This is a genomic window from uncultured Phascolarctobacterium sp. (assembly GCF_958349595.1).
In the GTDB taxonomy this organism is placed as follows: Bacteria; Bacillota; Negativicutes; order Acidaminococcales; family Acidaminococcaceae; genus Phascolarctobacterium.
In genome coordinates this window covers 21,983-35,051 of record NZ_CATWDQ010000013.1, presented here as the reverse complement: position 1 = coordinate 35,051, position 13,069 = coordinate 21,983, and the positions used below count along the sequence as shown (strand labels likewise).

Below are 13,069 nucleotides of genomic sequence, written 5' to 3'. Positions count from 1 at the left end.
TATCTCGTTTACGAGCCAACGTATTCGTTTTTTGCCAGACAGGCTTTAAAAGTCATTTATAGCGATGACTTTTGAACTTGCTTTTTTCTTATTTTTGCTGTAATACTTCCTGTTCTTCTTTAGAAAGTACATACTGAGATTTTCCGGCTGTCACCGGTTTGGCATAACAGCGATTTTCTTCACGGCCATAAATGCTGGAAAGTACGACGCCGTTATTTTCTTCGTCAACCAGCGCCAGTGAATAACTTAAGTCACTGCCGGTATTATCAAAAGCATTATATCTTAATACCCGCAGATTCTGCACACAGCTTTTCAGGCGCAGTCTCAACTCATCACGGCTTTTTTCTAAAGCCGCTATTTGGGCTTCCGCGCTGCGCACATCTTCCAGAGTCTGGGTAAGTACTTCATCCAGATCCATCGTCGTGCCTTTGGTAAAATAATCATACTTCCACTGCAGCTTGCTCAGCTTACTGTTCATCTTTACCAGCATCACCAGCAAAAATACTATCAATACCAGCAATACTGCTACTATGATCAGCAGATTACCGCTTAAAATTTGATTGATCTGTTCCATTGTTCTTTCTTCTCCCTTTATAAAAGACCTAAAACTGTAACGATGACGCCTGCCCAAAGTACTGCCGGCAGCAGATTGGAAATACGGATCTGCACTACCTTCAGCATATTGACGCCGATCGCCATGATCAGTACTCCGCCTGTAGCGGTTACTTCATTTAAAATACCGGCAGTCAATACCGGTTCCAGCACACCTGCCAAGAGCGTCAGTGTCCCCTGATACAACAGTACGCTTACTGCCGACAGCGCGACACCGATACCCAGGTTAGCCGTCAGGATGATCGCGATGATACCATCCAGTGTCGACTTCGCAAACAAAATCGTGGTATCGCCTTTCAGTCCGTCCTGCAGGCTGCCGATAATAGCCATCGCACCTACACAATAGATCAGGCTGGCTGCCACAAAACCTTCACCGATCGCTTTGGCAGCTCCGGCATCACGCCCGCCAATAAGCTTACTGCCGATCCAGTCACCAAAGCTTTGCAGTTTAGCATCAATATCAACAGCTTCGCCAACGATAGCTCCTAAAACAATACTGAAAATGACCACCATGATATTTTCACTTTTAAAAGCCATCTGCACGCCAATAACAATGATGCACAATGCCACACCCTGCATGATGCTTTCCTGCCATTTTTCAGGCAGTCCGCGGCGCAGCAGCAATCCTGCGGCAGCTCCGATCAAAATCGACCCGGAGTTAACCAGCGTTCCCAAACCGATCATAACTCCCCTCCCGGTAAGCGCTGCGCTTGCAGGCTTCTTTGCACTTACGTCTTCCCCTCATCAATGTAGCCTGCTTCATTTTAAACAGAAAGCCAGGGTTTCTTTCTTTTTACCGGCTCCTGTGCCGGTTTGTTCAGCAGATCATAGATGCGCTCCAGATCCTCCGGAGAATAATATTCGATCTCGATTTTACCCTGTCTGGTATCTTTGGGAACTACTTTGACTTTCGTGCCCAATAACTCCACCAGACGGTTTTGGAAATCACTGGCAAAAACGTCCTTCTGCGCTGCCGATCCTGCTTTCTTTGCAGGCGCCTTGCTGCCAAGCACCGTTACGGTTTCCTTAGCTACCTTAACCTTGCGCCCGGCCTTCAGCTCTTTGACCACATCTTCCACGGTCCGCGAACTCCAGCCTCTTTCCATGATCGCCGTCGCCACTTCCAGCTGCTGCTTTTCATTATCCAGAGACAGCAATGGTTTAACCTGCCCCATCGTCAATGTTTCACGTGAAACATATTCCCTGATCTGCTGCGGCAGATTCAGCAGCCGCAGTATATTTGCTACCGCAGTACGGCTGCGGCCAACCTTTTTAGCAGCCTCTTCCTGCGTCAGCTTGCACTCAGTCATCAGACGTTTGATGCCTTCTGCTTCTTCTACAGGATTAAGGTCATGCCGCTGGATATTTTCGACCAGCGCTATTTCCATCATCGTTGCATCGTCATAATCGCGAATGATCACCGGTACCGTTTTCAGCTTGGCTTCCTTCGAAGCACGCCAGCGGCGTTCACCGGCGACGATCTCATACTTACGGCCGTGTTTACGTACCACCAGCGGCTGGATGACCCCATGCAGCTTGATGGATTCAACTAATTCCGCCAGTTTCTCGGCGTCGAAAACCTGCCGCGGCTGATGCGGATTAGGAACGATATCTTTCAGCAGCAGCTCCTGTTTCTCTTCATCGCTGCGTACAGGTTCTACAACGGTATCGACCGGCCCTGCCGCATCGCCAAAAATTGCGCCCAGACCTTTACCCAGACCTTTTTTATTCATCACCGATCACCTCCCGCGCCAGCTCCTGGTAAACCATTGCTCCTTTAGATTTGGGATCGTAGACAATGACTGGCTGCCCGTGGCTGGGAGCCTCACTCAGTCGCACATTGCGGGGGATAATAGTATTGTACATTTTTGTTTCAAAATATTTTTTTACTTCATCAACGACGTCTGTAGATAAATTGGTCCGTGCATCATACATCGTCATTACTACGCCTTCCAGCTTCAAGGCCGGATTAAGGTTCCGCTGTACCAATTTAATAGTGTTCATCAGCTGGCTGACGCCTTCCAGCGCATAAAACTCGCACTGGATCGGAATCAGCACTGAACTGGCCGCCGTCAGCGCATTGATCGTCAGCAGCCCCAAAGACGGCGGACAATCGATCAATACATAATCATAGTCATGCTTGACCCGTTCCAAAGCCCGCTTCAGGCGTCCTTCCCTGTTCATCAGGCTTACCAGCTCGATCTCTGCTCCCGCCAGCTGGATCGTCGCCGGCAGCACGTCCAAATTTTCATAAGCGCTGCGCATGATCAGTTCCTTCATTGGTACATCGTCGATCAGCGTATCATAGATACACTTTTTGATATCACGCTTATCAAAGCCCAAACCACTGGTAGAATTGCCCTGCGGATCGGAATCTATCAATAAAACCTTGCGTCCTTTTTGTGCCAGACAGGCAGCTAAATTGACAGTCGTCGTAGTTTTGCCGACACCGCCTTTTTGGTTGGCAATAGCGATAACCTTGACCAAAATCTTCACCTCACCCTTACTATCTTCCAAATAAAATATTTGCATTTCATCTGTTTCCCATTTTATCACAAATTATGTGTTTCACCTATAGTAAAAACTAAAAATCACTCACTTTCTTTCCCTTTTTAAGTATTTTCAAAGCTCTTTTCCTAAAAATGTTTCACGTGAAACATCACAGCTAAAACTGCGGCTGCCCGTGCTGTCTATAGCTCGAAGGCTGCCGGCAGCGGCCTGAACCGCTAATTTCCGGTGTTTTTATCAACAGAACCCACAGCTTTATCCACATATTCAATAAAAATCTGTTTTACCGTAATTTTATTTAGATATGCGTTTTACTTTACAAAACCTTTTCCATCAAAATATGCGGACAAAATTCATCTAAATATACCGCGCCCCGTTCCGCATACCCTAAAGTCTGATAAAAACCGCTGGCACGGCACTGAGCTGACAGGCTTATTTTCTTTCCACCCGCTCTGCGAGCTTCTTCTTCCAAAGCCAGCATGATCTGTTCCCCTAAATGCCTGCCCCGATACTCCTGCAAAACAGCTACCCGGCCAATGACAAATTCACCCTGCTGCTCTCCCGGCAGTAACCTGCCTGTGGCAACAGCCTGCCCGTCCATAAATAAAACCGCATGCGGTACCTGTGCATCAAGTTCGTCAAATTCATTTTCAAAGCCCTGTTCTTCCACAAAAACCTGCTCTCTGATATTCCTGGCTTCTGCACATAAACAATTATAAATTTTTATCATTTGCCTGCTCCCTCAGTAAAAAAGTGCCCAAATCTACACCTTCCAGACCTACGGCGTAAACTTGAACACTTAGTTATTTTCTTCATCCGGTGACAAAGAATTAAGCTCTCTACTTTTTAATTGCCGTCATTATAACATACGCATCCTGTTATTTCAATATCTGCTCCCCGCCCTGCTGCAATAGCTGCTGCCGGTACACGTTTATTTTATCCTGCAGGTTTTCGCTGTACTGCTGCCATTTTTTTACTTCTCCCGCTACGAACTCCTGATGCGCAAGCAGCAGCTCTAAGCGTTCGGCAATAGTACCGGCCCCTGCATAACGCAGCCGGGCATAGTTTTTTATATCACGCAGCAGCATCCCGGTTGCTTTTAATTTACATAAAAACTGTACCCATTCCTTATCCGCTTCCATATAATTGAGGCAGCCATTTTGATCACGCTGCACAGCCAGTAAGCCCTTTTTTTCATAATACCTTAAGGTATAGGCACTGATGCCTGTTAATTCCGCAAATGCACCGATTTTCATTTTTTATCCTCAGCCCTTGACTTAGAGTATAGTCTAAAACTTATACTTCAATTGTAATCATTTTGGAGGTGAAAGTAAATGTATGATACTCATTTTACAACAGGAATGCAAAATTTAAAGAAAATCGACGGTGCGGCAGGTATCAAGGTCATCGAAAGTCTAAACGACATCGCCCCTGATCTGGGTCGCTATATCGTAGAATTCGCTTTTGGCCAAATCTATGCCCGCCCCGGTCTCAGCCTGCAGGAACGGGAACTGCTGACACTGGTAAGCCTTTTAACGTCCGGCGGCTGTGAAGCGCAGCTCCGGGTACATATCCGGGCAGCATTACATGTCGGCGTAAAAAAAGAAAAAATCCTTGAAGCTTTGCTGCACTGCATCCCCTACACAGGTTTCCCCAAGGTCTTGAATGCTGTTGCCGTTGCCCGGCAGGTCTTTACTGACAAATAAATTTGCAGTAATCGTCTGAACTGCTTATACTTAAGTTAAGATCATATGGAAGGAAGTCTTTGTATGCAATTACAGCTTTTACCTCAGACCTTTGCCGTATGCCAGCTGCAGGATACCTCACAGATAAACTGGCAGCTGCCCTTATATTTTTTCAGCAAAACAGCTGATGAACTTTCACTGGTCTGCCCCGAAGCCGATCTTCCTGCGGCAGTGCTGCAATGCGAACGCGGCTGGCGCGCCCTGAAGATCTGCGGCACACTTGATTTTGGTTTGGTAGGTATCCTCGCTAAAATTTCCGGCCTGCTGGCAGAAGCCGGTATCAGTATTTTTGCCGTTTCTACATATAATACCGACTATATCCTGATCAAGGCGGCTCACTTAGACAAAACCGTTACGGCCTTAAGCACCAACGGTTACCAGATAACTGCATAAAGCAAAAAGAGATGTTTCACGTGAAACATCTCTTTTTTTTGCCTACGGTTCATTTGATCTATATATCATCTTGCAGAGTCTGTCACATCTTTCTGCAAAAATACCAGCGTCAAATTTTCACGTGCCTGTTGTTCTTTAAAACTCTTGTAACCAGCCTTTTCATACAGCAGTAAATTTCTCATACTCCTGCTGCTCGTAAAAAGCTCATAACGCCTTCCCACAACAGTACGCTCAATCTCTTGCAGCAAGCGGCCGCCTAACCCCTGCCTCTGATAGGCAGGATGCACCATCAATTTTCCAATATATACACTGTCTTCCTGCTTCTGTGCGCGAATCGAACCGATTATTCTACCTGTCTGATCGACAAGTTTTAAAATCACGCCCCGTGCAAATTCTTGCTGTACTTCAGCCAGAGTTTGCCTAAGCGGAGGAATATCCTCATCCCCCAATAACAGGGCCTCACTCCGATATGCCAAATATTGTAATTGCAAAATGCTTTCTAAATCCTCTGCCTCTGCTCTGATAATGCTAAAACTTTTCATATCGCTCCTACTCTTTCATCAGTCACACCGTCTTTAAAGACCGTTCCAGATAAATCATATCTTTTAACTGTCTGCCCTTTTCAAAAATTGGCTGAGGATAATTATCTGTAAAAAAGTCTTTTACAATGTAGCTTCTCTTAAATCCACAGGCTTCATAAAAATGCAACGTCCAGGGGACATCACCTGTGCCGACCAGCATTTTTGTTCCCCAGCGGCTATACAAACGGCACATTTCTGTCACTAAAAAGCGTCCATAACCCCGGCGCTGCTCCTGCGGCCAGACTGCCAGATTTTTAACTTCAAATACCGTCTTCTTTTCCCTGGTTACGACAACCGTTGCTTTCAGACCGCCCTTATATAAAGCAAACAGCTCTCCCCGTTCCAGATACTTATCCAGCATTTTCTCATCTTCGTCGCCTAAAAGCAGTAATTGTAAAAAATCTTTTTTCGCTTCTGTCACCAGCAGCACAGCCAGGCTGTCCGGCGCGTCCTGCAGCCAAATGTCACGTTCAATGGTATAAAGAAAATGCGGCATTTCCTGACTGCGGTAGCTTTTTATAAACCTGCGTTTTACTTTCAGGCCCAGTTTTTCAGCAACATGCTGTGAGGCAAAATTATTCGTTCTGATCTGCGCCGTCAAGGTTTGCAGCTGCATTTTATGAAAAGCATATTGACACAAAGCCGCCGCGCCTTCTCCTGCATAACCCTGCCGCCAGTATTTCCTGTGCAGAATATAACCTATCCCGATACAAACTTCGCCTGCTGCCTGCTCCTTCAAAATTCCCATCACACCAACAAAGCTGCCATCACTTTTTAATCGGACAGCCCAGTAACTATAACCATCTGCGGCATAACGGCGAAGATTTTCTTTCAGCCAGTCCTGTACCTCCGCCTTAGTAAAGCCATGCTCCCAGGCATACATGACCTCCGGATCGCCCAGCAGTATTTCCAGCTCCGCCAGATCACCAGGTTCCAGCAGAGAAAATTCCAGCCGCTCAGTTATTAAGAACGGCACTGTCCTTTTAGCTTTCATCAGCCCGCCACTCCATTTTCTTTATTTACCACTGCTTTTCTGCAAACAACAATATCTGTTAGATTCTTTTAGCCAAAGTCACCGTCCTGGCAGTAAAACCATATTGTTCATAAAAACGGACAGCCTGTTCATTGCCCACAACCACCTTCAGCTCTAACAAAGTAAGCCGCAGCTGTCCCAGCTGCTCCAGCATCCACTGCATCAGCAATTTACCGGCGCCCTGTCCGCGCAGCGCTTGTCTGATATAAAGATAGTCGATACTGCCGCAGCCGCCAGTATGTGAAAAAACGCAAAAACCCTGCCAGTTACTTCCATCGCTCAGAATAGCGGCAACAGTATTCCCTGCTCCGATACCCTGCTGCAGGATTTGTATCTTTTCGTCAATATTGAGCAGAGGATATAGCCCCTGAAAATTTACAGCGACCTGATTGTGGTGGTCGGCCAGCTCCATCAACATAGGTTTCAAGGCACCAACTTTTTCCATCGGCAATATTTCTATTGTTAACATCCTCTATTCACCTTCCAATTTTATCTCGTACAGGCGCGAATAAATTTTTCCGGGACATCCATTCTTCTCGCAGCCGCTTCTACTGTCATACCACTGTCAAGAAATCTTCTGCAGACAGACTTCATGTTTTCGCCGACCTCCAGAATATGCCTGTCCGGATCGTAAAAACGGACCACCCGTTGACCCCAGCTGTGCTCCCGCACAGGATGAACATAAACAAGTCCTTTCATTGCTGCCAGTTTCTCGAGGAACTCATCAAAAGCATCTTCTTCAAAGTACAGTTCCGCAGCATTACCGCCAAAATTTATACTTTGAGCATCCTTACTGATAAATTCACACCAGCTTTCCTTAGTCTGCAAAGCCACTCCGCCTGTCAACGTAACATTCGCACCCAGATCCATAGTAACTCTCAGTCCTAAAACCTCTTTATAGAATTTGACTGAGCGCTCCATATCGGCCACAACCAGCAATGCTGCCTGAAATTTCATCAATCTCTACCTTCCTTCTTTATTATTTCTGCCCTTGCCCTGGCAGACACCTGAGATGCAAAATTGGAAACGGCTTCCCCTGTCCATCCAGCTCCGAGCGCGCATATTTTTTAAAGCCGTACTTTTGATAAAAACCATAGGCCTGAGGATTCTGCTCGTTAACATCTACTTCTGTAACGCCAAGCCTGCTGACAGCGTGGTCTAACAATTTTGAACCCCCGCCCTGCCCCAGCATACTGCTTTCAATAAAGAGCATTTCCAGTTTTTTCCCATCGATACCCATGAAACCTTTATAAACATTGTCCGCAGCTTTCAGCACCCACAATTCCGGAATAAATTCCAGACCCTGGCGCACCAGCGGTCGTAAGGCTTCAATATCAGCTTCTTCCAGAAAAGTATGGGTCTGACGCACCGAATCTTCCCAAATAAGCACCAATGCTTCCAGCAGTTCCGGTTCCCGTTCTGTGATTTTTATTATTTCCATTATGCTTTCCTCTGTTCGCTTGTGTTATTAGTAAAAAGAGGATGTTTCACGTGAAACATCCTCTTGACAATGCTTCTGCCTTGATGAGCCGTTAATTATGGCGCACCATCTCAGCAGTTATCTCACGCAGAGAAAACGCCCCGCACATCGCCATGGTATCTTTCAGTTCAGCAGACAGCTTTTCGATGTATATCCTGACCCCTTCTTTACCGCCGCCAAAAACAGCCGTCACAAAAGGTCTGGCTATAACGACAGCGTCGGCTCCTAAGGCCAGTGCTTTAAAAATATCCACGCCACTGCGGATACCGCCGTCCACAATAATTTTCATTTTTCCGTCTACTGCCTCTGCTATCTCCGGCAATACTTCTGCCGTTGCGGCACACTGGTCCAGCACGCGTCCGCCATGATTAGAAACAATGATGGCCTGCGCGCCGGCCTGCTGCGCTTTTAAAGCCGCTTTGCCCGTCATAATACCTTTGACGATAAACGGTACTCCTGCCATGTGTGCGATCTCTGCCAGTTCTTCAACAGATTTGCTGCCTGCCGGCGGCGTCATATTCTGCAAAAACGGCAACCCTGCCGCATCAATATCCATAGCTACGGCAAAGGCTCCTGCCTGCCGCACCAGCGCCAGCTTTTCCTGAATCGTTTCCAGGTTCCAGGGTTTGACTGTAGGAATACCCTGTCCATTGACGGCGCTGATAGCCTGTGTTGCCGCCACCATCACGCTACTGTCCAGCCCGTCGCCTGTAAAAGCGGCAATACCATTTTCCGCACAGGCGGACACCAGCACCTCATTATAAGTCACGTCACTATAAACATCGCTGTAATGCATTGCCACCGCTCCGACGGGACCTGCAAAAAAAGGATAGCGAAACTGCTTGCCAAACAGCTCCAGACTGGTATCGATCTGCTTTTTTTCACACAGCGTATCCATATTGACACGGATCTCCTGCCATTTCTGATAATTACGGATAGCTGTATCGCCTACACCCTTGGCTCCTGGTCCCGGCATCGTATTTCTGCAGGCTACACCGTTGCAGACCGGGCAAGCCTTACATTTAGTACCGATCTTTGTACGTGCTGTTTGTAAAACTTCATTATAATCCATAGAATTACCCCTCCCTTATTCTCCTGTCACCTTATTTCTATTTTACTACATCCGCCGGATTTGTACAGAAATATTCTTATAAACAGATAAAGAAAAACAGCGGCCTTTTTGCAGACCACTGCTTCAGTAAAATCAAAATAACCGCGGTTCTTTGGGTTTCTTTGTATTGCGGATCCTTAAAGTCACCAGCACATCGCCGTCTTCAACATCCTGTTCCATCGATACGGGAATACCGACATCTTTGATCGTAGAAACGATTTGCTTGATGCTGTTCAGATAAATACGCACATCATTAACGATCACTAGACGTTTTTTCTTAGGCGTTACTTCTCCTGCTCCGGCTTCCAGATATTTTTTGACATATTCTTCTGTCTGCCGCACACTGAGATTATTTTTTACAATCGCTTCTACGATCTGCAGCTGCTCTGCTTCTGTCGGCAATTTAAGCAAAACTCTGGCATACCGTTCCGTCAGTCCGTTTTTGCGCAGAGCTTCACGCACAGCCTGCGGCAAACGCAGCAAACGCAGCTTATTAGCAATAGTAGACTGCTTTTTACCAACTCTGGCAGCCATAGAATCCTGAGTCAGATGGAATTCGTTCATCAGCATTTCGTAGCCTTCGGCTTCTCCCAAATAATGCAGATCTTCACGCTGCAGGTTTTCGATCAAAGCGATCTCCGCTATCTGCTGCTGGGTATAATCACTGATAATAACAGGGATCTCACCCAGTGCCGCCATTTTGGAAGCACGCAGCCGCCGCTCGCCGGCAATAAGCAGATAATTGCCGCTGCCATCTTCCATAGGCGCAACCAAAAGCGGTTGTAAAACGCCATATTGGGCAATCGAAGCTGCCAGATCCTGCAGACCTTCTTCATCAAAGGTTTTGCGAGGCTGATAGGGATTAGGTATGACCTTAGCCACAGGCACTCGCACGACCTCGATCGCTTTGCTGCTGTGCTTAGTCCCCATTTCCGTACGTCCTGCTTCTAAAACAGAAAATCCATCATCAACTGTCATAAACTTAACCTCCACTATTTATTCCAGGGGCTGTTTGTCAGGTAAACCCGCTTTACGCGGATACGCTTTAGGAGTAGTTTTCAGCTTGGCTATTTTCACAATAGCACGTCCATCATCCAGTCCTGGAAGTTTTACGGCTTCAGCGTTTACCAGACGCCCGCCTAAAAGCTGCAGCGCTTTACCGGCAGCAGCGATTTCTTCCTGATATTTGCTGCCTTTCAGAGCAATAAAGCTGCCGCCTGTTTTGACTAAGGGCAGGCAGTATTCAGCCAAAACGCTGAGCCTGGCCACGGCCCTCGCCGTTACCAGATCATATTTTTCACGATGCTGCGGGTCTCTGCCGGCATCCTCGGCCCGTAAATGCACGCAGCGGATGCCTTTTAACCCCAACCCGTCAATAACTGTCTCTAAAAAATTCAGCCTTTTAGCCAGCGAATCGATCAGCGTCACCTTTAAAGAAGGACAGTAGATCTTTAATGGTATCCCCGGAAAGCCTGCCCCGGTACCGACATCGGCCAAAATTTTTCCAGTAAACAGCTTCTCATCAAAGGCCAGCAAAGAATCGATCATATGCTTTACAGCTACTTCTTCCGGTTCTGTGATCGCCGTCAGATTCATTACTTTGTTTGTTTCTACAAGCAGCTCATAATAAATACTGAATTGCTCCAGCTGCCGGTCTGTAAAGCTCAGCCCTGCTTCCTGTCCCTTTAGGCGCATTATCTCTGCAAAATTCATGATTGCTGTTCCTTCCTGCGCATGACTTCTAAAGCGATCATCAAAACACTGACATCAGCAGGAGAAACACCGGAAATACGTGAAGCCTGCCCGATAGAAGTCGGTTTGACTTTAGCCAGCTTTTCAGCCGCTTCAGAAGACAGCTCTTTGATGCTCAGATAATCAACAGCTGCCGGTATTTTTTTATTTTCCAACTTTAATGCTTTTTCAACTTCCTGTTTTTGTTTATTGATATAGCCTTCATATTTGGCAAAAATCTCTACCTGCTCGGCAACTACCCCCGGCAAGTCCGGCACTGCAAAAGCCTGTCTCAATTTTTCATAAGTCATTTCACTGCGCCGCAGCAGATCCAGCAGCGACATTCCCGAACGGATCGGCGCCGTTCCCAGTTCTGCCAATTTCGCCAGTACCTCTGCATTAGGCGGCAAATGTGTACTGCCCAACGTCTGCAAAGTCCGTTCCAGTAAGCTGCGCTTGGCAGTAAAGGCTTCATAACGGGCATCGTCTACCAGACCAACAGCCCTGCCTTTTTCCGTCAACCGCAGATCAGCATTATCCTGCCGCAGCAGCAGCCGGTATTCAGCACGCGAAGTCATCATGCGGTAAGGCTCGTTCGTTCCCTTTGTTACCAGATCGTCGATCAGAACACCCAGATAGCCGTCACTGCGGCTTAAAAGCAGCGGCTCTTTGCCCCGGATCTTCTGCATGGCATTGACGCCAGCCAGCAGACCCTGCGCCGCAGCTTCTTCATAGCCACTGGTGCCATTGGCCTGCCCAGCAGAAAAAAGTCCGCTGATAGCCTTATGTTCCAGAGTTGTTTTTAATTGCAGCGGATCAAGGCAGTCATAATCGATAGCATAACCGGCACGCATCATCCGGCAGTTTTCCAGCCCGGGTATCGTCTGCATAAACTGCAGCTGCACATGTGCCGGCAAAGACGAAGACATTCCCTGCACATACATTTCATTAGTCCGCAGACCTTCCGGCTCGACAAATAGCTGATGCCGTTCTTTATCGGCAAAACGTACGATCTTTGCCTCAATAGAAGGACAGTAGCGCGGCCCGACGCCTTCGATCATACCATTGAACATTCCTGACAGGTGCAGATTATCACGGATGATCTTATGAGTAGCCGCATTGGTATAGGTCAGCCAGCAGGGAACCTGCTTTCTTTCCGTGATCGTACTCATAAAAGAAAAATTACGCACCTGTTCATCGCCGTATTGGGCTTCCATTTTACTGTAATCCAGGCTGCGGGCGTCGATACGCGCCGGCGTACCTGTTTTAAAACGCATCAGTTCTACTCCATACTCCAGCAGAGAGGATGACAGTTTATTGGCTGAGCGCAGTCCGTTAGGACCTGATTCATAATTGACCTGACCGTAAACTATACGGCCGCGCAGATAGGTGCCGGTAGCCAGAATAACGCATTTCGCTTCAAAAACTTCGCCTGTCTCGGCTTCCACGCCCACTACGGCGCCATTTTCGACTAACAATTTATCGATCATCAATTGCTTGACGTCTAAATTTTCCTGATTTTCTACGACCTGCTTCATCAGCGTATGGTAAAAGGGCTTATCTGCCTGCGCTCTTAAAGCGTGGACAGCGTAACCTTTGCCGGTATTTAAAAGCCGCATCTGGATGCAGGCTTCATCAGCAGTCAGACCCATTTGCCCGCCCAAGGCATCGATCTCGCGCACTAAATGTCCCTTAGCAGGCCCGCCGACGGAAGGGTTACAGGGCATCAACGCAATATTATCCAAAGACAACGTCGCCAGCAGTGTCCTGCCGCCCATGCGTGCGGCAGCCAGAGCCGCTTCTACTCCGGCATGGCCCGCACCAATAACGACGACATCATAATTATCAGTAATATACATTCTGTCACCTACAAAC

Annotated in this window: 17 protein-coding genes and 1 pseudogene; 2 read left to right on the top strand and 16 right to left on the bottom strand. The window is 47.3% G+C overall.

Annotated elements, in window-relative coordinates; genetic code table 11:
• Positions 1–88 precede the first annotated feature (88 nt).
• From Q4G98_RS09510 to Q4G98_RS09485, 6 genes are all read right to left on the bottom strand, one after another.
• Positions 89–574, bottom strand: coding sequence for a DUF4446 family protein (locus Q4G98_RS09510; protein ID WP_177562266.1), 486 nt, complete (start codon positions 572–574; stop codon positions 89–91).
• A gap of 17 nt (positions 575–591) precedes the next feature.
• Entirely contained in the window at positions 592–1,296 is a 705-nt protein-coding gene (locus tag Q4G98_RS09505) for a DUF554 domain-containing protein (RefSeq protein WP_293662740.1), read from the bottom strand.
• A gap of 80 nt (positions 1,297–1,376) precedes the next feature.
• Entirely contained in the window at positions 1,377–2,345 is a 969-nt protein-coding gene (locus tag Q4G98_RS09500; protein WP_298562957.1) for a ParB/RepB/Spo0J family partition protein, read from the bottom strand.
• Entirely contained in the window at positions 2,338–3,144 is an 807-nt protein-coding gene (locus tag Q4G98_RS09495; protein ID WP_366780894.1) for an AAA family ATPase, read from the bottom strand. The genes Q4G98_RS09500 and Q4G98_RS09495 overlap by 8 nt, the downstream gene beginning before the upstream one ends.
• A gap of 292 nt (positions 3,145–3,436) precedes the next feature.
• Positions 3,437–3,850, bottom strand: a complete 414-nt coding sequence (locus tag Q4G98_RS09490; protein ID WP_298562931.1) for a GNAT family N-acetyltransferase — start codon at positions 3,848–3,850, stop codon at positions 3,437–3,439.
• 148 nt (positions 3,851–3,998) lie between these two features.
• The gene (locus Q4G98_RS09485) at positions 3,999–4,376 is read right to left on the bottom strand and encodes a MerR family transcriptional regulator (RefSeq protein WP_298562930.1); all 378 of its coding nucleotides are present in this window, start codon (positions 4,374–4,376) and stop codon (positions 3,999–4,001) included.
• Positions 4,377–4,454: 78 nt separating this feature from the next.
• On the opposite strand from Q4G98_RS09485, the gene Q4G98_RS09480 reads away from it, so the two are divergent.
• On the top strand, positions 4,455–4,826 hold the full coding sequence (locus tag Q4G98_RS09480) for a carboxymuconolactone decarboxylase family protein (RefSeq protein WP_298562929.1): 372 nt from the start codon (positions 4,455–4,457) through the stop codon (positions 4,824–4,826).
• Positions 4,827–4,889: 63 nt separating this feature from the next.
• The gene (locus Q4G98_RS09475; protein WP_293662732.1) at positions 4,890–5,258 is read left to right on the top strand and encodes an ACT domain-containing protein; all 369 of its coding nucleotides are present in this window, start codon (positions 4,890–4,892) and stop codon (positions 5,256–5,258) included.
• A gap of 65 nt (positions 5,259–5,323) precedes the next feature.
• Here Q4G98_RS09475 and Q4G98_RS09470 read toward each other — a convergent pair whose 3' ends face one another.
• From Q4G98_RS09470 to mnmG, 10 genes and pseudogenes are all read right to left on the bottom strand, one after another.
• Complete coding sequence (locus Q4G98_RS09470; protein WP_298562928.1) at positions 5,324–5,800, bottom strand: GNAT family N-acetyltransferase; 477 nt, start codon at positions 5,798–5,800, stop codon at positions 5,324–5,326.
• Positions 5,801–5,822: 22 nt separating this feature from the next.
• A complete protein-coding gene (locus Q4G98_RS12420) occupies positions 5,823–6,275 on the bottom strand; it encodes a GNAT family N-acetyltransferase (protein WP_366916950.1) in 453 nt (150 codons plus the stop codon).
• Between the two features lie 111 nt (positions 6,276–6,386).
• Positions 6,387–6,833: pseudogene (locus Q4G98_RS12415) on the bottom strand (GNAT family N-acetyltransferase); the annotation flags it as partial.
• A gap of 58 nt (positions 6,834–6,891) precedes the next feature.
• Positions 6,892–7,341: an N-acetyltransferase gene (locus tag Q4G98_RS09460; protein ID WP_298562926.1), complete on the bottom strand. Its 450-nt coding sequence runs from the start codon at positions 7,339–7,341 to the stop codon at positions 6,892–6,894.
• A gap of 20 nt (positions 7,342–7,361) precedes the next feature.
• Positions 7,362–7,829, bottom strand: coding sequence for a VOC family protein (locus Q4G98_RS09455; RefSeq protein WP_298562955.1), 468 nt, complete (start codon positions 7,827–7,829; stop codon positions 7,362–7,364).
• 22 nt (positions 7,830–7,851) lie between these two features.
• Complete coding sequence (locus Q4G98_RS09450) at positions 7,852–8,313, bottom strand: GNAT family N-acetyltransferase (RefSeq protein ID WP_298562925.1); 462 nt, start codon at positions 8,311–8,313, stop codon at positions 7,852–7,854.
• A gap of 91 nt (positions 8,314–8,404) precedes the next feature.
• Positions 8,405–9,424, bottom strand: coding sequence for an alpha-hydroxy-acid oxidizing protein (locus Q4G98_RS09445; RefSeq protein WP_301961942.1), 1,020 nt, complete (start codon positions 9,422–9,424; stop codon positions 8,405–8,407).
• 132 nt (positions 9,425–9,556) lie between these two features.
• Positions 9,557–10,441, bottom strand: coding sequence for a ParB/RepB/Spo0J family partition protein (locus tag Q4G98_RS09440; protein ID WP_298562923.1), 885 nt, complete (start codon positions 10,439–10,441; stop codon positions 9,557–9,559).
• An 18-nt stretch (positions 10,442–10,459) separates the two neighbouring features.
• A complete protein-coding gene (rsmG, locus tag Q4G98_RS09435; protein WP_298562922.1) occupies positions 10,460–11,176 on the bottom strand; it encodes a 16S rRNA (guanine(527)-N(7))-methyltransferase RsmG in 717 nt (238 codons plus the stop codon).
• Positions 11,173–13,053 (bottom strand): tRNA uridine-5-carboxymethylaminomethyl(34) synthesis enzyme MnmG, encoded by a 1,881-nt coding sequence (mnmG, locus tag Q4G98_RS09430; protein ID WP_298562921.1) that lies wholly within the window; start codon positions 13,051–13,053, stop codon positions 11,173–11,175. Before mnmG ends, rsmG begins: the two co-directional genes overlap by 4 nt.
• Positions 13,054–13,069: the final 16 nt, after the last annotated feature.